The following is a 21,948-nucleotide window of genomic DNA, read 5'->3' as shown; positions in this document are numbered from 1 at the left end:
CGCGGCATGCCCGCGCCTACGATCGTACGCATGCCCCGCGCCGATGCGGGCGACTCGGGAGGCCGCATGAACGCCATCGCCCACGACGCGACCGGAGCGATCCGGTGACCGGCTCGACCGGCACCACGCGCCCCACCGACAAGGCCGTCCACGCCTGGTCCCTCGACGGGACGCTCGGGCATCCGCGCGTCCCCGGCCCGGACGGATCCGGCTCCCCCACCCGCGCGGACGGCGCCCTCGACCTCCTCGACCTGCCCGCCGAGCTCGCGCGACGCGGCTATAGGGCCGTGCAGCTCGCGCACTTCCAGCTGCCGACGCGCGACGCCTCCTACCTGGACGAGCTGCGGTCGTCGCTCGAGTCGTCCGGCATCGTGCTCGACGCGTTCCTCGTCGACGACGGCGACCTCGTGCACCCCACCGACGCCGACCTGCACGAGCGGTGGATCTCCGACCGCCTCGACGACGCCCTCGCCCTCGGCGCGCACCACGCCCGCGTCGGCGCCGGCCGCAGCGCGCCCACCCCCGAGCTGCTCGCGGCGAGCGCACGGCGGCTGTCGCGGCTCGCGGAGGGGCACCCGGGGATCCAGGTGGTCGTCGAAAATTGGCGCGAGATGATGCCCGACGCGGACGCCGTGCTCGCCCTGCTCGCGGACGCCGGCGAGATCCGTCTCCTCATCGACCTCGGCAACTGGACGATGCCCGACAAGCACGAGCAGCTCGCCCGCATCGCCGAGCACGCCGTGACGTGCCACGCCAAGGCCCACCGCCACGAGGACGGCCGCCTCGACGACGTCGACTACGCGCGCTCCCTCCGCGTGCTGCAGGACGCCGGTTTCGCGGGCGCGCTCGCGATGGTGAACGAGTCGAGCCGCCCCGACGGATCCGACGAGTGGGACGGCCTCGAGCAGGAGCACGAGGTGGTGCGGCGCGTCTTCGGGTGAGGCGAGCCGAGGCGAGCCGAGGTCAGCGCAGCGCCTCCGCCTCCTCCTCCGCCGCGACGTCCTTCGGCACCTCGAACTGGGTGCGGTGCAGCTCCTCGTAGCGCCCGCCCGCGGCGAGCAGCTCCTCGTGCGTGCCGCGCTCGACGATCGCGCCGTCCTCGACCACGAGGATCAGGTCGGCGCTACGGATGGTGGAGAGGCGGTGGGCGATGACCAGGGCCGTCCGCCCCTCGAGCGCCTCGCTCAGCGCGGCCTGCACGGCGGCCTCCGAGGTCGAGTCGAGCGCCGCCGTCGCCTCGTCGAGGATCACGACGCGCGGGCGGGCGAGCAGCAGCCGGGCGATGGTCATCCGCTGGCGCTCGCCGCCGGAGAGCCGGTAGCCGCGCTCCCCCACCATGGTGTCGAGCTGGTCCGGCAGGGAGCGGATGAGCGGCTCGAGCCGCGCGCGCCGGACGGCGTCCCACACCTCGTCGTCGGTCGCGTCGGGCCGCGCCAGGCGCAGGTTGGACAGGATCGTCTCGTGGAACAGGTGGCCGTCCTGGGTCACCATGCCGAGGGTGTGCCGCATGGAGGCGAAGGTGACGTCGCGCACGTCCGTCCCCGCGAGGCGCACGGCGCCGCTGTCGACGTCGTACAGGCGGGAGAGCAGCTGCGCGATCGTGGACTTGCCGGCGCCGGACGTGCCGACGATGGCGACGGTCTGCCCCGGCTCGATCCGGAAGGACACCCCGTGCAGCACCTCCTCGCCGCCACGGGTGTCGAGCGTCGACACCTCCTCGAGGGAGGCGAGCGAGACCTTGTCCGCGGACGGGTAGGCGAAGCGCACGTCGTCGAACTCGACGGCCACCGGGCCCTCGGGGACGAGGACGGCGTCGGGCTTCTGCTGGATGAGCGGCTCGAGGTCCAGCACCTCGAAGACGCGCTCGAAGCTGACCACCGCGCTCATGATCTCGACCCGCGCGTTCGCGAGGCTGGTCAGCGGCGCGTAGAGGCGGGTGAGGAGGAGCGCGAGGGTGACCACCTCGCCGGTGTCGAGCTGGCCGCCGAGCGCGAGGACGCCGCCGAGCCCGTAGACGAGCGCCAGCGCGAGGGCGGAGACGAGCATCAGCGCGGTGACGAAGACGAACTGCAGCATCGCGGTGCGGACCCCGATGTCGCGGACGCGGGCGGCGCGCACGCGGAACTCCGCGGACTCCTCGTCGGGCCGGCCGAACAGCTTCACGAGGGTGGCGCCGGGCGCCGAGAAGCGCTCGGTCATCTGCGTGCTCATGGCGGAGTTGTGGTCGGCGGCCTCGCGGCGGAGCGCGGCGAGGCGACCGCCCATGCGGCGCGCGGGCACGAGGAACACGGGGAGCATGATCACCGCGAGGACCGTCACCAGCCACGAGGTGCTGAGCATGACGATGAGCGTGAGGATCAGCGCCACGAGGTTCGTGACCACGCCCGACAGCGTGCCGCTGAAGGCCTGCTGCGCGCCGATCACGTCGTTGTTGAGGCGGCTCACGAGCGCGCCCGTGCGCGTGCGGGTGAAGAACGCGATCGGCATCTTCTGCACGTGGTCGAACACGGCGGTGCGGAGGTCGAGGATTACGCCCTCGCCGATGCGCGCCGAGTACCAGCGCGTCACGAGCGAGACGCCGGCGTCGGCCACCGCGACGACGGCGATCACGACGGCGAGCCGGATGATCGTGCCGACCTCGCCCCGGGCGACGATGACGTCGACCACCTGGCCGGCGAGCACCGGCGTCGCGACCGCGAGGAACGCGCCCACGACGGACAGCGCGATGAAGAGCAGGAGCTTCGCGCGGTACGGCACCGCGAACTTCAGGATCCGGCGGACGGACTCCCGGGAGATGCCCTTCGAGCCGTCCCGGGCGCTCGAGATCTTGTAGAGCGAGCTCCAGGCGACGCCTTCCATGCTCATGGTGGTTCCTCTCGTGGGCACCTGCCTGGTGCGATCGGCGGTCCGCCCGGGTCGGGATGCTCCGCGGCGGCGAGATGGGCGGCGTCCCGGAGTCGGCCCGGTCGGCGACGTCGTCGTCGTGGCCGGACCCGCTGGCGGGGCGCGCACCGCTCATCCTGCCGATGCGCGCATGCCCATCATGAGCCACGGACGGCGGCGATCACGCCGCGCGGGCGAAGCGTCACCGGATGGACGTGCGGGCGGGCAGGCCGTCGGCGTCGCGGAGCCGTCGCGCGGAGGAGGTAGCCGGCGTCCCCCTCGCGGACCACGCGGGCGCCGCGGGATACGGCGCGGCGACCCCCGAGGTCACTCCCGCGCCCGGCGAGGCGGGGCGCACGCCGTTCCTAGCGTGAGGGCATGACCTCGAGCACGCAGAGCACAGCGCACCCCGACCCCCGTCCGCGCACGGCGGGCGCGGCCCGCATGGCGACCGCCGCCGACTGGATCGCCCACTTCCACGCCAACGCCGACCGGCACCTCACGCCCGAGGAGCTGATCCCCGACGCCACGCCCTCGCCGATGGACGCCCGCACCCGTCGCGCGTTCGTCCGCTCGTTCCAGCGCTTCGCGCTCGGCGAGAGCGGCGACGGCATGCACCTCCTGCGGATGGCGACCGCGGCAGGCGATCCGGCCTACACGCACGCGCTCGCGCTCCTCGTGCAGGAGGAGCAGAAGCACGCGGCGCTCTTCCTCCGCGCGCTCGACCACCTGGACGCGCCCGCGCTCCCCGCGCACTGGACGGACGCGGCCTTCACCCGGCTGCGGCACCTGATCGGGCTGCGGACGGAGATCAGCCTGTTCCTCATCGCCGAGACGGTCGCGACGGGCTACTTCCACGCCCTCGCCGACCACGCCCCGGATCCCGCGCTCCGCGCCCTCGGGCGGCGCATCGCGGACGACGAGCGGGACCACGTCCGCTTCCAGATCGACCGCCTCCGCACCGGCTTCCGCGACGCCCCCGCTCCCCTGCGCGCGCTCATCGGCACCGCGTGGACGGTCGTCGCGGCGGGTGCCGCGGCGGTGATCGTCGTCGACCACCGCTCCGCCCTCCGCGCGTGCGGGGTCGCGCCGCGGGCGTACTGGCGGCAGGCGATGCACGGCTTCGGGGCGGCCGCGCGCTCGGTGCTGGTGGATCCGCGGGCGCCGCTGCTGGGGCCGACGGACGGCGCCCGCGAGTCCGCCCGCGCCTGACGCCGGGCACGCGGGAGGGGCGGGCCGCCGCCTCGGCGCCCCGCCCCTCCTCGTGCTCCACTACCGGCTGTCGTCAGGTGCGCGCCAGCGCATCGACGGGTCGCCCGGCCGTGTTCAGCGGCGCACGGACTTGCGGCCGCCGACCTTCACGTAGATGAAGAGGACGATGATGGCGCCGATGATCGAGCCGATGATGCCGGCGGGCTGGAAGAAGCCCTCCATGGCGTCGTGCTGGAAGATCAGGAAGCCGAGGAATCCGCCGACGAACGAGCCGACGATGCCGAGCACGATGGTCATGAGGATGCCGATGTTCTGGCGTCCGGGCACGACGGCGCGGGCGATGAAGCCCGCGATGAGGCCGACGACGATGAGGCTGATGATGAGTCCGAGCATGGTGATCTCTCTTCTGTGCGAGCACGTCAGGAAGACGCGCGGTGGTGCCCGTTCGGGGCGATGACCTCAACCAACCACCCTCCGGGGTGTGGGAGCACACCCCTGGGGGTGGGATCCTGGATCCATGCCCGCCACACGCACCCGCCCCGTCACGATCGCGCTCGTCGACGACTACGACGTGGTGCTGAAGGGCCTCGCCCACATGTTCGACGACTACCGCGACCGCGTGGTCGTCGCCGAGATCGACGCGAACGCGGCCCTCTCCGACGAGATCGACATCGTGCTCTACGACTCGTTCGCGCAGCCGGAGTCCGACCACCACGAGATCGCGGAGCTGGTGCGGAACCCGCGGGCCCGCCGCGTGGTCGTCTACACCTGGAACTTCCAACCCGAGCTGATCGCCGACGCCCGCCGGCAGGGCGTGCAGGGCTACCTCTCCAAGGCGCTGCCGGCACGCGAGCTCGTGGAGGCGCTCGAGCGGATCCACTCCGGCGAGGAGCTGTTCAACGAGGCGCCGATCCGGGCCGCGAGCGCGCCGTCGCTCGACTGGCCGGGCAAGCGCGAGGGGATCACGGACCGCGAGTCGGAGATCCTCGCGCTCATCACGCAGGGCAAGAGCAACCAGGAGGTCGCGGCGCTCACGTACCTCTCCCCCAACACGGTGAAGAGCTACATCCGCTCGATCTACCGGAAGATCCAGGTGCAGAGCCGCACCCAGGCGGTCATCTGGGGCGTGGGACACGGGTTCAGCCCGGACCACCACCGGATCGACCACTGGCTGGGCGGGCCGTAGGGGCGACGCCAGGCGCCTCTGCGAGCATGAGCCGCATGATCCCCTCCACCTCGTCCCGGTTCCGCAAGTCCGTGCCCAAGGCGGAGGCGGGAGACCGGGTGGCGGTGCTGAGCCCCGCGTTCGCGGCGCCGGGCATGGCGCCCGAGGTGCACGAGCAGGCGATGCGGCGGCTGCAGGAGGCGACCGGGCTGATCCCTGTCGAGTACCCGACCACGCGGCGGCTCGGCGCGAGCGCCGAGGATCGCGCCGCCGACATCACGGCCGCGTTCGCCGACGACTCCATCCGCGCGATCGTCTCGACCATCGGCGGGGACGACCAGGTCACGGTGATCCCGCACGTCGACATCGAGGAGCTGGCCCGGAACCCCAAGCCGTTCCTCGGCTACAGCGACAACACGAACCTGCACAACCTGCTCGCCGGGCTCGGCATCCCCTCCTTCTACGGCGGATCCACGCAGGTGCACCTCGGCGCCGGTCCCGGCATCGACGACGTGCACCTGCGCTCGCTGCGGGCGGCGCTGATCGAGGGCGGGGAGCTCGAGATCACCGAGCCCGGGGAGTCGGAGGACTTCGGGATCGACTGGACGGATCCCCGCGCGCTCACCGAGTCCGGCGAGCGTCACGCGACCGAGCCGTGGAAGTGGGCCGGCCCCGCGAGGACGGTGGAGGGGCCGACGTGGGGCGGCTGCATCGAGGTGATCGACCAGATCGCGATGGCCGACCGCATGCCCGATGTCGCCAAGCTCGAGGGCGGGATCCTGCTGCTCGAGACGAGCGAGGAGGTGCCGTCGGCCGACAGCGTGCGGCGGTGGGTGCGCGGGCTCGGCGAGCGCGGGATCCTCGACGTCGTCGCGGGCGTGCTCGTCGCGCGGCCGGTGAGCGTCGTGATGGGCCAGCCCGTGCCGTCGCCCGAGGAGCGCGCGCGGCTGCGGGCCGAACAGCGCGACACCGTCATCGAGCAGATCGCCCGCTACAACCCGGACGCCGTGGTGTGCGTGGGCGTGCCGTTCGGGCACACGCGGCCGCAGTGGATCCTGCCCCACGGCGGGACGGTGCGGCTCGACGGGGCGGCGAAGACGGTGTTCGCCGACTACTCCTGAGACGCGGCGGCCCGTATCCGCGCGACGGCCCGCATCCGGCCCCTGGATAGGCTTCGCGCGTGACGCTGCAGAACCACCCCGGCGAGGTCGAGTTCCCCGTGCGCGCCCGGCTGCGCCACGCCCGCATGCTCGACGCGCAGCGGCTGCGGCCCGGCGGCGGCAAGGAGAGGCGCGCGCTGCTCGTCACCGCCCTGGCGCTGCCCTTCGGAGCGGCTGGCGCGGCGCTCGGGATCGTGGTGGCGACGTCCGGCGAGCCGGAGGGCGGCCCGGCCATGCCCATCGTGCTGTTCGCGCTCGGGATGGGCGTGGGCCTGCTCGTCGCGGCGGTCGTCTTCCAGCAGATCGACGCGCGGGCGCCGCGACGCGACCAGCTCGCCTACGTGGCCGAGGCGCGGATCCGGCCGCTGCTCCTCGAGGAGCAGCAGCTGCTCGCGCTCGACGCCGTGAGCGACTTCTCGTTCGGCGGCTGGAACTCGTCGCTCGCGTTCCAGCCGACGTGGGCCGAGATGCCCGCGGATCTGCGCGCCCGCCACGCGGACGGAGCCACCGGGTACGAGTGGGCGGGCCTTCCCATGACGACGCTCGCGCAGCACCGCGCCGCCCTCGACACGCAGTTCCGCATCGCGTCGCGCGAGGACATCGAGCTGTTCGTGGCGGATGCGCTGGCGCAGGGCGCGATGTCGGCGCGCTTCGCGGAGGTGGCCGCGTCCGAGGAAGCGGAGCGCATGGTGTCGCGCATGGCGGCGCTCACCGGGCGGAGCGAGTTCGAGATCATCGACCTGACGAGGCCGCACGACGGCCGACCTCCGGTGCTCCTGCTCGCGGGCGACAGCGAGCGCACGATCGGCGCGATCCGCTACGCCTACGTCGCCGGGTACCTGCCCGCGGACGACGCGTGGGCGCTCATCCGGCAGATCGGGGCGCGGGTCCTCGCGACCTACGACGGGTGGGACGCGTACTGGGCGGACGTGTCGCTCGCGCTCGCCTTCCGCACCGACAGCCTCGACGCGGTGCAGTCGCAGCGGCGGGTGCGGGACGCGCTCATGTCGTCCGCGTGGCCGGCGGCGACGGTGCCGTGGCCGGGGGCCGCGACGCCGCGGAGCTGACCCGCCGGATCAGTCGCGCGGCTCGCCCGTGAGGGGGCGGATCACGCGGTGGCCGCCGAGGGAGCGGGCCGCCTCGAGGACGTGCGCCGGGGTGATCGCGAGGAGGGCCGGATCCGGGATCGCGGAGAAGGTGTCGCCGAGGCGCTGGGACGCGTCGGTCAGCACGATGTGCGGGCCGGACGCGGGCGGGCCCCACTCCTCGGGCGGGGCCGGGCCGAAGATCACGACCGAGGGGATGCCGTAGGCGGTCGCGAGGTGGGCGGCGCCGGTGTCGGCGGAGATCACGAGGTCGGCGGCCGCGATGATGCCGGCGAACGCGTCGAGCGCCAGCTCGCCCGCGAGCACGGTCTCCGTGGGCATGCCCGCGATCGCGGCGACCTCGAGGGCGCGCTCGCGCTCCTTGTCGCTGCCGGTGAAGACGACCGTGCGGCCCTCGTCGGCGAGCGCGCGGGCGACCGCGGCGAAGCGGTCGACGGGCCACTGGCGGGATCCGTAGGCGGCGCCCACGTGGATCACGACGGCGTGCTCCGCGACGGGCGGCTCGACGGGCACGAGGATGCCGACGTCCTCGGGATCCGCGGGCATGCCGTGCCAGGACACGAGCCGGGCCCAGCGGTAGCGCTCGAGGACGTGGTCCTCCCAGGCGGGGCCGTCCGCGGCGGGCATCCCGTCGAGCTCGGGGGCGGCGTGGCCGAGGGTGCGGTGCGCGCGCAGCTCGTGCAGGAGCGTGCGGCTCTCGACGCCCGCTCCGTGCAGGTTGATCGCGAGGTCGACCGTGCCGGGCTCGCGCGAGATGGGGTGGTCGAATCCCTGCTGCGGGAGGTGCTCGTCGACCATGCCGAGGAGCCGGACGACCGGCGCGAGCCAGCCGGTGGTGGCGAGCGAGATGCGGGCGTCGGGGTGCGCGCGGCGGATGGCGCGGAGCGCGGGGACGGCCACGAGGATGTCGCCGAGCTTGATGGCGCGGAGGACGAGGATCTCTTCGGGGTGCGGGGCGTCGTCGGTGCCGGTCGCGGGGCGGGCGTCGTCGGGGAGGGCGGCGGGGTCGCCGGGGGTCTGCATGGGTTCCAGCCTGGCAGAGGGGAGGCGCGACGGTCGGGCGGCGATGCGCCCCGGACGGGGCGTCCGGATCGTGGACTCCCGCGGCCTATTTCCCCATATGCTGAGCCCGCAGCGACGCGCGTGGCCTACCCGGGGCCGACCGTCGGACGGCCGACGGAGGCATGCAGGGGCAGACGCGAGGACGCGCGCACGGTCGCCACCGGCCCGACGCCTCCACGCCCCGGCGTCCTCGCTCCTCCGCCCCTGCCCCGCGCGACGGCGACGGGCGCGCGCCCCGATCCCACCGACGGGCGGGCGGCGGGGGTCCTCGGTCGTGGATCCTCGGCACGGCGCTCCGACGCGCGGCGGCGCAATGGCGGCTCGTCGTCGCGGTGGTCGCCGTCGCGACGCTCGCCTGCTCGCTCGTGACAGTGCTCGGCCTCCTCGTGACCACCACCGAGGAGGGCGGCGTGCGGCGCACCCTCGACGCCGTGCCCGCGGAGCGGACGGTCGTGCGGGTCGCGGTCGACTCGCCCACCGGGACCGTGGCGGAGACGCGCGACGCCATCGACCGGGCGCTCCGGGAGCTGCTCGGCGACACGGCGGGGGCGACGCCGACGGGATCCGCGGTGAGCGCGATCGGGGACGTGGGCGGGATCGCGGGCGGGCAGGCCGGGGCCGGTGCCGAAGGGTCCGACCGCGTGCTCGCGTACGCCGGGGAGTACGACGACCGGGACGCGCGCGCCGAGCTGGTCGCGGGGTCGTGGGGTTCCGTGCCGTCGAGCGGCGGGGAGCTGGAGGCGGCCGTGCCGGAGGCGGCGGCGTCCGCGCTCGGGCTGGGCGTCGGATCCACCCTCGAGGTCGAGGCGCGCGGCGACGCCACCGCGACCGTGCGGGTCGTCGGGCTCTACCGGGCGATGGATCCCGGCGGCGCGGCCTGGCTCGACGACCCGCTCCAGGGCCGCGGCGACGACCCCGCGTTCCCCGAGCCGGACGTGTCCTTCGCCGACTACGTGCACGCGGTCGGCCCGCTGATCGTCGCCGACGGCGCGCTCGACGCCGCCGACGTGCGCGTGGAGACCGTCGACCTCGCCCTGCAGCCGACGTTCGACCGCGTGACGGTGGCGGGGCTGGATCCGCTCGTGGCGCGGCTCGGGGACGCGGACGCCGGGATCACGCGGGCCGCGGGCGACGTGGGGCAGTCCGTCGCGTACTCGTCGGGCGTCGCGGAGGCGGTGGCCGGGGCGTCCGCCGCGCTGACCGTGACGCGCGCGACCGTCGCCGTCGCGGGGCTGCTGCTGGCGGTGCTCGCGCTGGCCGCGATCGCGCAGGCCGGGCGGCTCCTCGCCGACGCGCGCGACGCCGAGCGGCGGCTGCTCGCGGCGCGCGGGGCGTCCCGGCGGCAGGTGATCGCGCTGGCGGGGCTCGAGGCCGCGGTGCTCGGGGCGCTCGTGGCGGGGATCAGCCCGCTCGTCGCCGCGCTCGGGTACCGGGGGCTCGCGGCGCTGCCGGCGATGCGCGCGGCGGGGATGCCGACGTCGTCGGGCGTGCCGCTCGGATCCGTGCTGACGGCCGTCGCCGTCGCCGCGCTGCTGGCCGCGGTGCTGCTCGCACCGGCGCTGCGCCGCGTGGACGACGAGGATCCGGCGGCCGGGCGCGCGGGCGTCGCGCGGCTGGCGCGGTCGGGGATCGACCTCGCGCTGCTCGTGCTGGCGGGGCTCGGGATCGCGCAGCTGGTGGCGTACCGGTCGGCGTCCGCCTCCACGGGCGACGCGCCCGCGGGGCTGGATCCGATCCTCGTCGCCGCGCCCGTCGTGGTGCTCGTGGCGGTGGCGGCGCTCGCGGTCCGGCTCGTGCCGCTCGTCGCGCGCGGGCTGGGGGCGCTGGCGGCGCGGTCGCGCGGATCCGTCCTGCCGCTCGCCGCGTGGGAGCTCGCGCGGCGCGGACGGCGGACGACCGCGGCCGTGCTCCTGCTGAGCCTCGCGCTCGCGGTGTGCACGTTCGGCGTGACGTTCCTGCACACGTGGCGGATCTCGCAGGACGACCAGGCGGCGGTGGCCGTCGGGCCGGCGGCGCGGGTGGTCGCGGATCCGGGTGCGGAGGTGGGGCAGTCGGCGCGGCTCGCGGATGCGGCGGAGCGCGCGGGCGGGGCGGCCGCGGTCGGCGGCGTCGAGCCCGTGCTGCGGCGGCCGATGCGGGTCGACGGCGCACCCGCGGGTGACCCGGCCGAAGGCGGCGTGGGGACCAGCGCGCAGGTGCTGGGGCTGTCGGCGGGAGCGCGAAAGATGATCGCGGACGGGCGCGGCGGCGCGGCGGGCGGCACGCGGATCGAGGAGCTGCTGCGGGGATCGGCGCCGACGCGCGAGGACGCGGGCGTCGCGCTGCCGGACGGGACGCGCGGGCTCGCCGCGACCGTGCGAGCGGGCGACGCGGCGGCGCCCCTCGCGGACGTGCGGGTGCGGATCGCGGCGGTGGTCGAGGATCCGCGCGGGCTGCTCGCCGTGGTGGACCTCGGGGACGCGCCCGCGGACGGGTCGACGGTCGAGGTGGCGGGGGCGCTGGACGGCGGCGACGGGACGAACGCGGGTGCAGCGGCGGCAGGCGGGACGGCGTCGGATGCGGCGGCGGCCCGCGTCGACGGCCTCCGGCTGGTCGGCCTCCGCGCCGAGGTGGTCGGCGGCCGCGACGCCGACACGTCGTCCGAGCGCGCCGCCGAGGTGCTCGTGGGCGGGATCGCGGCGCGGACGGGCGGCGGGGCCGACCCCGCGGATCCGCTCGCCGACGCGACCGCCGCTCCCCTCGACGACACCGCCGTGACCGACGCCGTCGCGGGCTGGGGCGGCGTGAGCGTGGATCCGGCCGCGCGCCCGCCCGTGGTCGAGCCGGCGCCCGCGGGCTGGCAGGTGCGCCTGCCCGTGCTCGTGCCGCCGGACGCGTCGACCCGCACGGCCGTGACGCTGCTCGTCGCGTGGGTGCCCGTCGGGCTGGTCGACGCGGTCATCCCGACGGCGCTCGCGGACGGCGTGGGGGTGGATCCGGGCATGGCGCTCGACCTCGGGGTCGGCGGCGTGCGGGTCACGGTGACGGTCGCGGGCGACGCGCCGCTCGTGCCGGGAGCCGCGACCTCCGAGGCGCTCGCGGCGGGCGCCTCGGGGCTCGCCGGCGCGGGCGCGGCGACGACCGTCGTCGTGGACGGGCCCGCGCTCGCGCGCCTGCTGATCCAGCGCGGGGCGACAGGCGCGCTCGTGGACGAGTGGTGGGCGGGCTCGGGCGGGCTCGCGACCACCGGCACCGACCCCGTCGTCACGCGCGCCGGCCTCGCCCGCGACCTCCAGGAGGCGCCGCTGCGGGTCGCGACCCCGACGGCGCTGCTCCTCGCGATCGTGGCGGCGGGGATCCTCGCGGCCGCCGGCTTCGCGCTGCACACCGTCGCCTCGCTGCGGGCCCGGCGGGCGGATCTCGCGCACCTCCGGGCGGTCGGCGTCGCGGCGCTCGGCGTGGTCGGGCTGGTCGCGGTCGAGGCGCTCATCCTCACGGCGCTCGGCGCGCTCGCGGGGATCGCGGCCGGCCTCGCGACCGCGCTCGCGGTGGGGCCGCTCGTCGCGGTCTCGCCGGGCGGCACGGCGCCCGTGCCCGCGGTCGAGGTGCACGTGCCGTGGCTCGCGATCGGGCTGCTGCCCGCGGGGCTCGCGGTCGTGCTGGCGCTGGTGGTGGCCGCTGTCGCGCGGGCGCAGCAGGCCGTGCGTCCCGCCGAGCTGCTGCGCGCGGGAGGCGGGGAGTGAGCGGGCGGCGGGCGGCGGATCCGGGCGGGCGCCGGGCGAGGCCGGGTCGCGTGGGTCGTCCGGGCGCGCCGGGCGCCGGCGCGCGTCTCCGCGTCCTCACCGCGGGAATCCTCCCCCTCGCGCCGCGCCGGCTCCTCCGCGACCGCGGGCTCGCCGCGTGCCTGGCGCTGCTCGTCGCCGTGTCGGCGCTGCTGGCGGCGGGCGCGCCGGCGCTCGTGACGCGGATCCTCGACGCCGACGTCCGCGAGCGCGTCGCCGCCGCCGGATCCACCGCGGACGTCGTGCTCCGCGCCCCGCTCGGCCGGACGCAGGAGGGCGGATCCGTCGAGCCGGAGGACGTCGTCGCCCTCGCCGACGCGCTCCCCGCGCAGCTGCCCCGGGCGCTCGCGCGCGCCGCGGACGGGATCACGAGCGCCGTCCTCACGCCCGGCACCCTCGCGATCGGGCCCCTGACGGTCGGCGCGCAGCCCGACGGATCCGGTGGATCGACCGGCGACGGCGGCGGTGCACCCGCGACGCCCGCGGTGCGCGTCGCGCTGCTGACGCCGTCGCTCGCCGACGGCCTGCGCGTCGTGGACGGAGCGCTGCCCGGCACCGCGAGCGATGCCGACGCCGAGCCCGGCCCGCGCATCGGCACCTCCCCCGACGGCCCCCTCGAGGTCGCCGTCTCGTCCGCCGCGGCGGAGGCGGCCGGCCTCGTCGTGGGATCCGCGCTCACCGTCGCGCAGGGCGGCGCCGACCGGATCGACGGCCGGGCGCCGCTCCTCGGGATCCGCGTGGTCGGCATCGTCGAGGCGGCCCCCGGCACGTCGCTCCCCGACCTCCCGGGCCTCCTCGCGCCCGTGGCCGCGGCCGACCGGGCCCCCGGATCCACCGCCGGCATCACGGTCGTCGCCGCGGCCGACGGCTTCGACCTGGCCCGCACGGCCGACCTCGCGGACGGCGACGGCGTGATCCGCGTCCGCCTCGACCCCGCGGCCTTCACCGACCAGGGCGCGCGGGCGGTCGTGCGCGACGTGCAGCGCCTGGCCGCGGGCACGGCGCCGGTGGGCGTCGACGGCGCGGAGGTCGGCGGATCCGCGGCCCCGCTGCAGGTGACGTCCGGCCTCGACCGCGTGGTCGCCGCCCACGACGACGCCGCGCGCGCGGCCGTCGCGCAGATGTCGGTGCTGCTCGCCGGAGCCCTCGGCGTCGCCGCGGTCGTGCTCGTGCTGCTCGCGCGGCTGCTGGTCGGCCGGCGCCGCGAGGACATCGCACGCGACCGGGCGCGCGGCGCCGGCACGACGGCCGTGGCGCTGACCGCGGGCGTCGAGTCGGCGCTGCTGGCGGTCGTCGGCGGGGCGGCCGGCCTGGGTGCCGCCGTCCTGCTCGGGGTGCCGTGGCCGCTCGCGGATCCCGCGCCCGTGGTGCTGCTGATCGCCGTCGCCGCGCTGGCCGCGCCCGCCGAGGCCGCGTGGATCGCCCGCCGCTCCGGCGACGCCGGCCGCCGCGAGGTCGGCCGGGCCGGACGCGTCGACGCGCGCCGCACCGCGCGGATCCGCCGCCTCGTCGCCGAGGCGCTCGTGGTCGTGCTCGCGATCGCCGCCGTGGTCGCCGCGCGCGGCAGGGGCCTCCTCGACGCGCGCGCCGACGGCGTGGATCCGCTGCTCGCCGCCGCGCCCCTCCTCCTCGCGGCCGCCGCCACCCTCGTCGCCGTCCGCGCGATCCCGCCCGCCCTCGCGGCTCTCGCCGCCCTGGCCCGACGCGGTCGCGGCGCGCTGGGCGCGGTCGCCGGCGCCACCGGATCCCCCGCCTCGCCGCTCCCGCTCGGCGCGCTGACGCTCGCGGTCGCCGTCGCGCTCACGGGCGGGCTCCTCGCCGAGACCGTGGCCACCGGGCGCGTCGCCGCGTCGTGGCAGGCCGTGGGCGCGGATGCGCGCGTCGACGCGGAGGTGCCCGACGCCGACGTCGCGGGGCTCCGCGACGCGCCGGGCGTGACGGCCGCCGGATCCGCCCGCGTCACCGACGACGCGCTCCTCGCCGACGGCCCCGTGCAGGCCTTCGCGACCCTGCTCGCCGTCGACGCCGGCTACGCCGACGCGCTCGCCGCCATCCCCGCCGACGCCGACGCGGTCGACCCCCTGGACGCCGACCGGATCCGCGCCCTCGCCGACGAGCCCGCCCGGGACGACCGCCTCCCCGTCCTCGTCGACCGCGCCCTCGCCGACCGCCTCGTCATCGACGACCCCGTGCTCACCTTCGGCGAGCGCAACGTGCGCGTGCGTGTCGCGGGCGTGATCGCGGACGGCCCGCGCGGCTACCTCGGCGGCCCCTTCGTGATCGTCGACCGGGGCGCGCTCGCGTACTGGGCGGGCGAGCCGATCGTGGCCGACCAGGTGCTCGTGACCGGCCCGGGCGCGGTCGCCGCGGTCGCGGCCCTCGACGTGGATCCCGCCGACGTGCTCACTCGGGACACTTGGCAGGCCGAGCGCTCCACGGGCGCGCTCGCGGGCGGGGTGGACCTCGTGCTCGCGCTCGCGACGGCCGCCGCCGGGATCCTCGCGGCCCTCGCCCTCCTCGCCACCGCGGTCGCCGGCGCCGGCCGCCGCGCCCGCACGCTCGCCCTCCTCCGCACGCTCGGCCTGCCGCGACGCGGCGGGATCCCCCTGGCCGTCGCGGAGCTCGCGCCGTCCGTGCTCGCGGCGCTCGTCGGCGGCGCGGTCGCGGCCGTCGTCACCGTGCTGGCGCTCGGTCCCGCGCTCGGCCTCCGGCTGCTCACGGGCGGCCGCGCGGATCCCCCGCCCTCGATCGCGCCCGCCGTGGTGCTCGCGGTCGCCGGCGCCGCCCTCCTGCTCACGGCCCTCGCGATCCTCGCCGAGGCCGCCGCCCACCGCCACGACCGCCTCGCCGCGGTGCTCCGAGAAGGGGATGCAGCATGACCCGACGAACGACGCGCGAGACCGTCCCGCGCCCCGGCGCCCCCGAGTTCGGCGCCGGCGCGCTCATCGTCTGCGACAGCCTCGTGCGGATCCACCAGGTCGGCGACATCGAGGTGCAGGCGCTGCAGGGCCTCGACCTGCTCGTCGACGCCGGCGAGATGATCGCCGTGGTCGGCGCGTCCGGCGCGGGCAAGTCGACGCTCCTCCAGATCATCTCCGGCCTCGACGTGCCCACGGCCGGCCGCGCGCGCGTCGGCCGCTGGGACCTCCTCCGCATGACGCCCGCCGACCGCGTCGCCTACCGCCGCGAGGTCGTCGGCTTCGTCTGGCAGCGCACGTCCCGGAACCTGCTGCCGTACCTGACGGCCGCCGAGAACGTCGCGCTGCCGATGGCGTTCGCGGGCGTCCGCCGCCGCGACCGGGCGACGCGCGCCGCGGAGCTCCTCGGGATGCTCGGGATCGCCGACAAGGGCGACCGGCGACCGGCGCAGCTGTCCGGCGGCGAGCAGCAGCGCGTCGCCATCGCCGTCGCGCTCGCGAACCACCCGCAGGTGCTGCTCGCGGACGAGCCGACGGGCGAGCTCGACCGGGCGAGCGGATCCGACGTGATGGCCGCGATGCACGCCGCGAACCGCGAGCTCGGCACCACGGTCGTCATCGTCACGCACGACCCGGCCGTCGCCGAGCAGGTGGAGCGCACGGTCGCGATCCGCGACGGCCGCACCGCGAGCGAGGTCGTCCGGCGGCGCGAGGTCGACGCGGCGGGCGAGTCCCGGGTGGTCGCCGAGGAGTACGCGGTGCTGGATCGCGCGGGCCGCCTCCAGCTGCCCGCCTCCTACCGCCGGTCGCTGGACCTCCGCGGCCGCGTCCGCCTAGAGCTCGAGGCCGACCACGTGGGCGTCTGGCCCGACGGCCCGCCGCGGGCCGCGGACGCCGAGCGAGAGGACGGCGCCCGATGACCGACGACACCCCCATGGTCCGCGTCGCGGGCGTCTCGCGCTCGCACGGATCCGGCGCCACCGCCGTGCACGCCCTCCGCGACGTGTCGCTCGAGGTGCCGCGCGGCCGGCTCGTGACGCTCGTGGGCCGCTCCGGATCCGGCAAGACCACGCTGCTCACCTGCATCGGCGGGCTCGACCGGCCGACCGCGGGCCGCATCGAGGTGGACGGCGTCGACGTCACCGCGCTCGACGAGGCCGGGCGGACGGCGCTCCGCCGCGACCGCGTGGCCTTCGTCTTCCAGACCTTCGGCCTGCTGCCCGCGCTCACCGCGGCCGAGAACGTCGGCCTGCCGCTGCGCCTCCGCCGGGCGCCGCACGACGAGCGCGAGGACCGCGTCGCCGAGCTGCTGGACCTCGTGGGCCTCGCCGCGCACGCCGGCCAGCGCCCGTCCGAGATGTCGGGCGGCCAGCAGCAGCGCGTCGCCGTCGCCCGCGCGCTCGCCAACCGGCCGCGCCTGCTCCTCGCCGACGAGCCGACCGGCCAGCTGGATCAGGAGACGGGCGCCTCGATCATGCGGCTCCTCCTCGACGTGGTGCGCGCCGAGGGCACGACCGCGCTCATCTCGACGCACGACGCCACGCTGCAGGGGCTCGCGGACGCGTCGATCCGGCTCACGGACGGGCGGGTGGATCCGGCGGTCGCGTGAGCGCGGGGCAGGGCGACGCGGGGCGGGGCGACGCGGGGCGGGGCGGGGCGACGCGGCCTCAGGCCGTCCGCACCCGCCGGATCAGCCGCGACACCACGAACCAGAGCACGAGCAGCGCGATGACGCCGACGGCCGCGTACGAGATCAGGCCGCTCCACTCCTCCAGCACCGGGCGGATCGCCGGGCCGAACGCGAAGCCGAGGCCCACCCAGATGGCGTTCCAGGCGCCGGATCCGAGGACCGTGTAGAGCGAGAAGCGCCCGATGGGCATGCGCTCGATGCCCGCCGGGATGGAGATGAAGGAGCGCACGAGCGGCACGCACCGGCCGACGAGCACGGCGGTGCCGCCCCACCGCACGAAGAAGGCCTCGGCCTTGTCGAAGTCGGCGTGGTCGAGCAGCGGGATCCGGCCGACGAGGCGGCGGGTGCGATCCCGGCCGAGCGCGGCGCCGATCGCGTACCAGATGAGCGCGCCCACGAGCGCGCCGACGGTGGCCGCGGCCCACGCGCCCCACGCGCTCATCCGGCCCTCGTAGGCGAGGAAGCCGGCGACGGGGAGGATCGCCTCGGAGGGGATCGGCGGCACGAACGTCTCGATGAGGACCGCGAGGCCCACGCCCACCTCCCCCAGCGTCTCGATGAGCGAGAGGACCCAGCCGACGAAGCCGTCGTACCCCTCGCTCGGATGGATCTCGCCGGGGGTGGTCACTGCCTGGATGGCGCTCATGCGGCCTCTCGTGTCGTCGGGGGGTCGGGCGTCGTCATGCGGCGGGCCGTGGATCAGGTCGCCGCCGCGGATCCCCGCGAGCCTAGGGAACGGATTTCCACAACCGCTGAATCGGTGGCGTCACCCCTCGCCCGGCCGCAGCATGCCGGTCTCGTACGCGAGGATCACCAGCTGCGCCCGGTCGTGCGCGCCCACCTTCGCCATCACCCGGTTCACGTGCGTCTTCGCGGTGTGCGGGCTGATGAAGAGGCGCTCGCCGATCTCCTGATTGGCGAGCCCCTGCGCCACGAGCAGCAGCACCTCGCGCTCGCGGTCGGTCAGCTGATCCAGGTCGGCGGCGCGCCGCGAGAGGTCGGGCGACGGCGTGCCGGCGCCGCCCGGCAGCACGTAGCGCGTGATGAGGCCGCGGGTCGCGGCGGGCGAGAGCAGGGCGTCGCCCGCGTGCACGGACACGACCGCGCGCACGATGTCGTCGGGCTCGGCGCCCTTGCCGATGAAGCCGCTCGCGCCCGCGCGGAGGGCGGCCACGAGGTACTCGTCCTCCTCGAACGTCGTGAGGATCAGCACGCGCGTCGCGGCGAGCTCCGGATCCCCGCAGATGCCGCCGGTCGCGCCGATGCCGTCGAGCTCGGGCATGCGGATGTCCATGAGCACGACGTCCGGCCGGAGGTCGCGCGCCGCCTGGATCGCCGCGCGCCCGTCGACGGCGGTGCCGACGACGGTCGTGCGCGGATCCGCCTCGAGGATGTCGGACACCGCCTGGCGGATGAGCGGCTGGTCGTCGACGACGAGCACGGTGATCACGGGGTCTCCTCGCGGGTGAGCGGCAGCCTGGCGGCGAGCCGCCAGCCGCCGGGTGCGGTGCCGGCCTCGATGCGGCCGCGCACCGCGTCCACCCGCTCGCGCAGGCCGAGCAGGCCGTGGCCGTCGGGCCGGGTGGCGGCGTCGGCGGTGCCCGGCCGCACGTCCGGCGCGGGCACGGGGTTCGTCACGACGATGCGCGCCTCGCGGTCGCCCACCTCGACGAGCACGTGCGCGTGCCCCGCGGATCCGTGCTTGTGCGCGTTGGTGAGCGCCTCCTGCACCACGCGGTAGGCGACGAGGTCGGCGGCGCCGGCGATCGCCGCCCGGTCGCCCTCGACGCGCACGGTCACGGCGAGGCCCGCGGTGGCGAACTGCTCCACGAGCGCGTCGAGCCGGTCGAGGCCCGGCTGCGCGGCGGATCCGGCGCCCTCCCCGGCGTCCTCGCCGTGCCGGAGCATCTCCATCAGGTCGCCGATCTCGTGCAGCACCGCGCGCGACGCGCTGCGGATGGTGACGAGCGCCTCCTTCGCCTTCTCCGGCCGGGTGTCGACGGCGGACGACGCGACGCCCGCGTTGAGGCTGATGACCGCGATCTGGTGCGCCACCGCGTCGTGCAGGTCGCGGGCGATGCGGAGCCGCTCCTCGGTGACGCGGCGGCGGGCCTCGGACTCGCGGCTCCGCTCGGCGCGCTCGGCCCGGTCGACCACGGCGGCGATGAACTCGCGCCGGGAGCGGGTGGCGTCGCCCGCGGCCGCCGCGAAGGCCGTGATGACGGCGAACTGGATGATGCGCGGGTCGAACACGGATCCCACCGACGCCAGCAGGCTGAGCCCCAGCACGGCGACGACCGAGACGGCCGCGGCGATCCCGGCCCGCCGCCGGTCGCGCCGGTTCGCGACGCCGAACATCGCGACGGCGACGGACAGCAGGATCCCGGGCCCGAGCAGCCCCGCGAACGCGGCCCCGCCGAACAGGGCGAGGCACGCCGCGAGCGCGGGCACGGGGAACCGGCGGCGGAACGGGAGCACCGCGACGGGCGCGAGCGCCAGGGCCAGCGTGAGCGCGGAGTCGGTGCGGTACTCGCCGCCGGGGAAGCGCGCGAAAGCGGCCACCGCGACGAGGATCCCGGCGACGACGTCGCCGACCCACGCGGGCGGGCGCGGCGCGGCGGCGGGATCGGGCATGCCCTCATGATCCCGGACCCGTACGCCGGGCGCGTCACCCCGCGGGACCCGCGCGGATACCGCGCCCGCGGTACGCGGCCGACGCGGACGGACGACGCGCCCAGCGCCCCCGACGGCGAGGCTCGATGCGGGCCCGGACCACCGGCGCCCGACCACCGAGGAGGACCATGGACACCCCCATCATCCGGGTACGGGACGTGCGCAGGTCGTACGGCCGCGGCCAGAGCCGCTTCGACGCGCTGAAGGGCGTGAGCCTCGACGTCCGGCAGGGCGAGAGCCTCGCGATCGTCGGCAAGAGCGGATCCGGCAAGTCGACCCTGATGCACACGCTCGCGCTCCTGGACGCGCCCACCTCCGGCACCATCGAGCTGGAGGGCGTCGACACGTCCACCCTCCGAGGGAAGCGGCTCGACCGCACGCGCAACCGCACCTTCGGCTTCGTCTTCCAGCAGTTCTTCCTCACCGCGAGCCAGTCGGTGCTCGAGAACGTGATGCTGCCGATGACCATCGCGGGCGTCCCGCGCACGGAGCGCCGGCGCCGCGGCATGGCGGCGCTCGCGCAGCTCGAGCTCGACGCCAAGGCCCGCAACCGGGCGGGCGACCTCTCGGGCGGGCAGAAGCAGCGCACCGTGATCGCGCGCGCGCTCGTCAACGACCCGCGGATCATCTTCGCCGACGAGCCCACCGGCAACCTCGACTCGGCGACGGGCGCCGTGGTGGAGGACATCCTGTTCGCGCTCAACCGCGAGCGCGGGATCACGCTCATCGTCGTCACGCACGACGAGGACCTCGCGGCCCGCTGCGACCGGCGGATCCTCATCCGCGACGGCCTGATCGTGGAGGACTCCGGGGATGACGGCCCGCGTCCGCATGGCGCGCACGCCGCCGTCTCCGCCGGCTCCGCGTCCGGGGCGGTGGCCGCATGAGGCCGCTCGACCTGGTCCGGTCCGCCGTCGCCAACACGTTCCGCTCGAAGACGCGGCTCGTCCTCACGATCCTGTCGATCTTCGTGGGCGCGTTCACGCTGACCCTCACCAACGGGATCGGCACCGGCATCGACCGGTACATCGCCTCCACGGTCGGCGCGGTCGGGTCCTCCGACACCATGACCGTCACGCGCGCGAGCGACGACGCGACCGCGGGCCCCGCGCCCAGCGGCCCGCGCGAGTACGACCCCGACACGGTCGCGAGCGGATCCGCGACCAGCCGCCCCGGCTCGACCGTGGTGGCGCTCACGCCCGACGACATCACGACCCTGAAGGGCGTCGACGGCGTGCGCGCCGTGCAGCCGACCGTGTCGCTCGCCACCGACTGGATCGCCGCGGGCGACGGCACGCGGTACGTGGTCGGCGCGTCCGGCCTCGCCCCCGGCCAGACGCTGACGCTCACCGCGGGCAGCGCGCCCGACGACGCATCGTCCGCGCTGCAGGTGGTGCTGCCGACCTCGTACGTGGGGCCGCTCGGCTTCGCGGACGACGCGTCCGCCGTCGGGCAGACCGTGACGCTCGCCGTGACGGACGCCGCCCGCGCGCCGCACACCGTGGACGCGACCGTGGTCGGCGTCGCGGAGGAGAGCATCGCGGCGGCCGCCGGATCCAGCGTGACCACGAACCAGGCCCTCACGACCGCGCTGTCGACCGCCGCGGACACGGGCCTGCCCGCGGACCAGGCCGACCGGTACGCGCAGGCCACCGTCACGTTCGACGACTCCGCCACCGACGCCGACGTGGACGCGCTGAAGACGCGCCTCGCCGACGCCGGCTACACGGGGACGACCGTCGCGGATCAGCTCGGCACGTTCCAGACCGTGATCGACGGCATCGTGCTCGTGCTCAACGGGTTCGCGATCATCGCGCTCCTGGCGGCGTCGTTCGGCATCGTCAACACCCTGTTCATGTCGGTGCAGGAGCGCACCCGCGAGATCGGGCTGATGAAGGCCATGGGCCAGAGCAGCGGCAAGGTGTTCGCGCTGTTCAGCATCGAGGCCGCGTTCATCGGGTTCCTCGGCAGCGCCGTGGGGGTCGTGATCGCGGTGGCCGCGGGCACGGGGATCAGCGCCGCGCTCTCGAGCACGGTGCTGTCGAACCTGCCCGGGCTGACGCTCATCGCGTTCGACCCGGCATCGATCGCGACCATCGTGCTCGTGGTGATGGCGATCGCGTTCCTCGCCGGGACGCTGCCCGCGGCCCGGGCGGCGCGCGCCGACCCGGTGACCTCGCTGCGGTACGAGTAGTCCGCGAGGAGCACCCGCGTCGACCGCGCGGGGGACGGCGCCGCGGCACGGGCGGGAGAGGGTGGATGCGGGCCGCACGCCGGCCGCGCATCCCCCTCCGCCCGACCGCCGCCCGACGCCACCC

General features: G+C 76.3%; 17 protein-coding genes. 11 read left to right on the top strand and 6 right to left on the bottom strand.

Annotated elements, in window-relative coordinates:
* Nucleotides 1-104: 104 nt before the first annotated feature.
* Complete coding sequence (locus FGI33_RS14815; RefSeq protein ID WP_119434512.1) at nucleotides 105-941, top strand: sugar phosphate isomerase/epimerase family protein; 837 nt, start codon at nucleotides 105-107, stop codon at nucleotides 939-941.
* 22 nt (nucleotides 942-963) lie between these two features.
* Here the strand turns inward: FGI33_RS14815 and FGI33_RS14810 are convergent, their stop codons facing one another.
* The gene (locus FGI33_RS14810; protein WP_119434513.1) at nucleotides 964-2,865 is read right to left on the bottom strand and encodes an ABC transporter ATP-binding protein; all 1,902 of its coding nucleotides are present in this window, start codon (nucleotides 2,863-2,865) and stop codon (nucleotides 964-966) included.
* A gap of 396 nt (nucleotides 2,866-3,261) precedes the next feature.
* On the opposite strand from FGI33_RS14810, the gene FGI33_RS14805 reads away from it, so the two are divergent.
* The gene (locus tag FGI33_RS14805) at nucleotides 3,262-4,095 is read left to right on the top strand and encodes a ferritin-like domain-containing protein (RefSeq protein ID WP_237582084.1); all 834 of its coding nucleotides are present in this window, start codon (nucleotides 3,262-3,264) and stop codon (nucleotides 4,093-4,095) included.
* 114 nt (nucleotides 4,096-4,209) lie between these two features.
* Here the strand turns inward: FGI33_RS14805 and FGI33_RS14800 are convergent, their stop codons facing one another.
* On the bottom strand, nucleotides 4,210-4,488 hold the full coding sequence (locus tag FGI33_RS14800) for a GlsB/YeaQ/YmgE family stress response membrane protein (protein ID WP_119401737.1): 279 nt from the start codon (nucleotides 4,486-4,488) through the stop codon (nucleotides 4,210-4,212).
* A gap of 124 nt (nucleotides 4,489-4,612) precedes the next feature.
* On the opposite strand from FGI33_RS14800, the gene FGI33_RS14795 reads away from it, so the two are divergent.
* From FGI33_RS14795 to FGI33_RS14785, 3 genes are read left to right on the top strand one after another with little or no spacing between them, the layout of a single operon-like run.
* A complete protein-coding gene (locus tag FGI33_RS14795; RefSeq protein ID WP_119401738.1) occupies nucleotides 4,613-5,281 on the top strand; it encodes a response regulator transcription factor in 669 nt (222 codons plus the stop codon).
* A 35-nt stretch (nucleotides 5,282-5,316) separates the two neighbouring features.
* Nucleotides 5,317-6,381 carry a S66 family peptidase gene (locus tag FGI33_RS14790; protein ID WP_119434940.1) on the top strand — a complete coding sequence of 355 codons (1,065 nt, stop codon included), beginning with the start codon at nucleotides 5,317-5,319 and terminating at the stop codon, nucleotides 6,379-6,381.
* 59 nt (nucleotides 6,382-6,440) lie between these two features.
* Complete coding sequence (locus FGI33_RS14785; protein WP_119434941.1) at nucleotides 6,441-7,487, top strand: DUF1266 domain-containing protein; 1,047 nt, start codon at nucleotides 6,441-6,443, stop codon at nucleotides 7,485-7,487.
* 9 nt (nucleotides 7,488-7,496) lie between these two features.
* Here the strand turns inward: FGI33_RS14785 and FGI33_RS14780 are convergent, their stop codons facing one another.
* A complete protein-coding gene (locus FGI33_RS14780; protein WP_119434942.1) occupies nucleotides 7,497-8,549 on the bottom strand; it encodes a glycosyltransferase family 9 protein in 1,053 nt (350 codons plus the stop codon).
* Between the two features lie 371 nt (nucleotides 8,550-8,920).
* Between FGI33_RS14780 and FGI33_RS14775 the strand changes: the two genes are divergently transcribed.
* From FGI33_RS14775 to FGI33_RS14760, 4 genes are read left to right on the top strand one after another with little or no spacing between them, the layout of a single operon-like run.
* Nucleotides 8,921-12,310, top strand: a complete 3,390-nt coding sequence (locus tag FGI33_RS14775) for an FtsX-like permease family protein (RefSeq protein WP_237582083.1) — start codon at nucleotides 8,921-8,923, stop codon at nucleotides 12,308-12,310.
* Nucleotides 12,311-12,360: 50 nt separating this feature from the next.
* Nucleotides 12,361-15,228 carry a hypothetical protein gene (locus FGI33_RS14770; protein ID WP_237582082.1) on the top strand — a complete coding sequence of 956 codons (2,868 nt, stop codon included), beginning with the start codon at nucleotides 12,361-12,363 and terminating at the stop codon, nucleotides 15,226-15,228.
* Nucleotides 15,225-16,187: an ABC transporter ATP-binding protein gene (locus FGI33_RS14765; RefSeq protein WP_119435630.1), complete on the top strand. Its 963-nt coding sequence runs from the start codon at nucleotides 15,225-15,227 to the stop codon at nucleotides 16,185-16,187. The genes FGI33_RS14770 and FGI33_RS14765 overlap by 4 nt, the downstream gene beginning before the upstream one ends.
* Nucleotides 16,184-16,876 carry an ABC transporter ATP-binding protein gene (locus FGI33_RS14760; RefSeq protein WP_237582081.1) on the top strand — a complete coding sequence of 231 codons (693 nt, stop codon included), beginning with the start codon at nucleotides 16,184-16,186 and terminating at the stop codon, nucleotides 16,874-16,876. Before FGI33_RS14765 ends, FGI33_RS14760 begins: the two co-directional genes overlap by 4 nt.
* A gap of 58 nt (nucleotides 16,877-16,934) precedes the next feature.
* Here the strand turns inward: FGI33_RS14760 and FGI33_RS14755 are convergent, their stop codons facing one another.
* The 3 genes from FGI33_RS14755 to FGI33_RS14745 all read right to left on the bottom strand — a co-directional run bounded on the left by FGI33_RS14755 (nucleotide 16,935) and on the right by FGI33_RS14745 (nucleotide 19,591).
* On the bottom strand, nucleotides 16,935-17,603 hold the full coding sequence (locus FGI33_RS14755) for a DedA family protein (protein ID WP_119403226.1): 669 nt from the start codon (nucleotides 17,601-17,603) through the stop codon (nucleotides 16,935-16,937).
* Between the two features lie 120 nt (nucleotides 17,604-17,723).
* Nucleotides 17,724-18,407 (bottom strand): response regulator transcription factor, encoded by a 684-nt coding sequence (locus FGI33_RS14750; RefSeq protein WP_119434762.1) that lies wholly within the window; start codon nucleotides 18,405-18,407, stop codon nucleotides 17,724-17,726.
* Nucleotides 18,404-19,591 (bottom strand): sensor histidine kinase, encoded by a 1,188-nt coding sequence (locus FGI33_RS14745; RefSeq protein WP_119434761.1) that lies wholly within the window; start codon nucleotides 19,589-19,591, stop codon nucleotides 18,404-18,406. The genes FGI33_RS14750 and FGI33_RS14745 overlap by 4 nt, the downstream gene beginning before the upstream one ends.
* Nucleotides 19,592-19,758: 167 nt before the next feature.
* Between FGI33_RS14745 and FGI33_RS14740 the strand changes: the two genes are divergently transcribed.
* Nucleotides 19,759-20,517: an ABC transporter ATP-binding protein gene (locus FGI33_RS14740; protein WP_119434760.1), complete on the top strand. Its 759-nt coding sequence runs from the start codon at nucleotides 19,759-19,761 to the stop codon at nucleotides 20,515-20,517.
* Nucleotides 20,514-21,824 (top strand): ABC transporter permease, encoded by a 1,311-nt coding sequence (locus FGI33_RS14735; protein WP_119434759.1) that lies wholly within the window; start codon nucleotides 20,514-20,516, stop codon nucleotides 21,822-21,824. Before FGI33_RS14740 ends, FGI33_RS14735 begins: the two co-directional genes overlap by 4 nt.
* The last annotated feature ends 124 nt before the right edge of the window (nucleotides 21,825-21,948 follow it).

Source organism: Clavibacter phaseoli (assembly GCF_021922925.1).
Lineage (GTDB): Bacteria > Actinomycetota > Actinomycetes > Actinomycetales > Microbacteriaceae > Clavibacter > Clavibacter phaseoli.
This window is presented reverse-complemented; position numbering and strand designations above follow the sequence as displayed.

Coding starts and splice junctions, on each gene's coding strand:
- FGI33_RS14765 (WP_119435630.1), top strand. CDS start 15,225: ATGACCCGACGAACGACGCGCGAGACCGTCCCGCGCCCCGGCGCCCCC.
- FGI33_RS14795 (WP_119401738.1), top strand. CDS start 4,613: ATGCCCGCCACACGCACCCGCCCCGTCACGATCGCGCTCGTCGACGAC.
- FGI33_RS14805 (WP_237582084.1), top strand. CDS start 3,262: ATGACCTCGAGCACGCAGAGCACAGCGCACCCCGACCCCCGTCCGCGC.
- FGI33_RS14760 (WP_237582081.1), top strand. CDS start 16,184: ATGACCGACGACACCCCCATGGTCCGCGTCGCGGGCGTCTCGCGCTCG.
- FGI33_RS14800 (WP_119401737.1), bottom strand. CDS start 4,488: ATGCTCGGACTCATCATCAGCCTCATCGTCGTCGGCCTCATCGCGGGC.
- FGI33_RS14745 (WP_119434761.1), bottom strand. CDS start 19,591: ATGCCCGATCCCGCCGCCGCGCCGCGCCCGCCCGCGTGGGTCGGCGAC.
- FGI33_RS14790 (WP_119434940.1), top strand. CDS start 5,317: ATGATCCCCTCCACCTCGTCCCGGTTCCGCAAGTCCGTGCCCAAGGCG.
- FGI33_RS14755 (WP_119403226.1), bottom strand. CDS start 17,603: ATGAGCGCCATCCAGGCAGTGACCACCCCCGGCGAGATCCATCCGAGC.
- FGI33_RS14740 (WP_119434760.1), top strand. CDS start 19,759: ATGGACACCCCCATCATCCGGGTACGGGACGTGCGCAGGTCGTACGGC.
- FGI33_RS14810 (WP_119434513.1), bottom strand. CDS start 2,865: ATGAGCATGGAAGGCGTCGCCTGGAGCTCGCTCTACAAGATCTCGAGC.
- FGI33_RS14735 (WP_119434759.1), top strand. CDS start 20,514: ATGAGGCCGCTCGACCTGGTCCGGTCCGCCGTCGCCAACACGTTCCGC.
- FGI33_RS14780 (WP_119434942.1), bottom strand. CDS start 8,549: ATGCAGACCCCCGGCGACCCCGCCGCCCTCCCCGACGACGCCCGCCCC.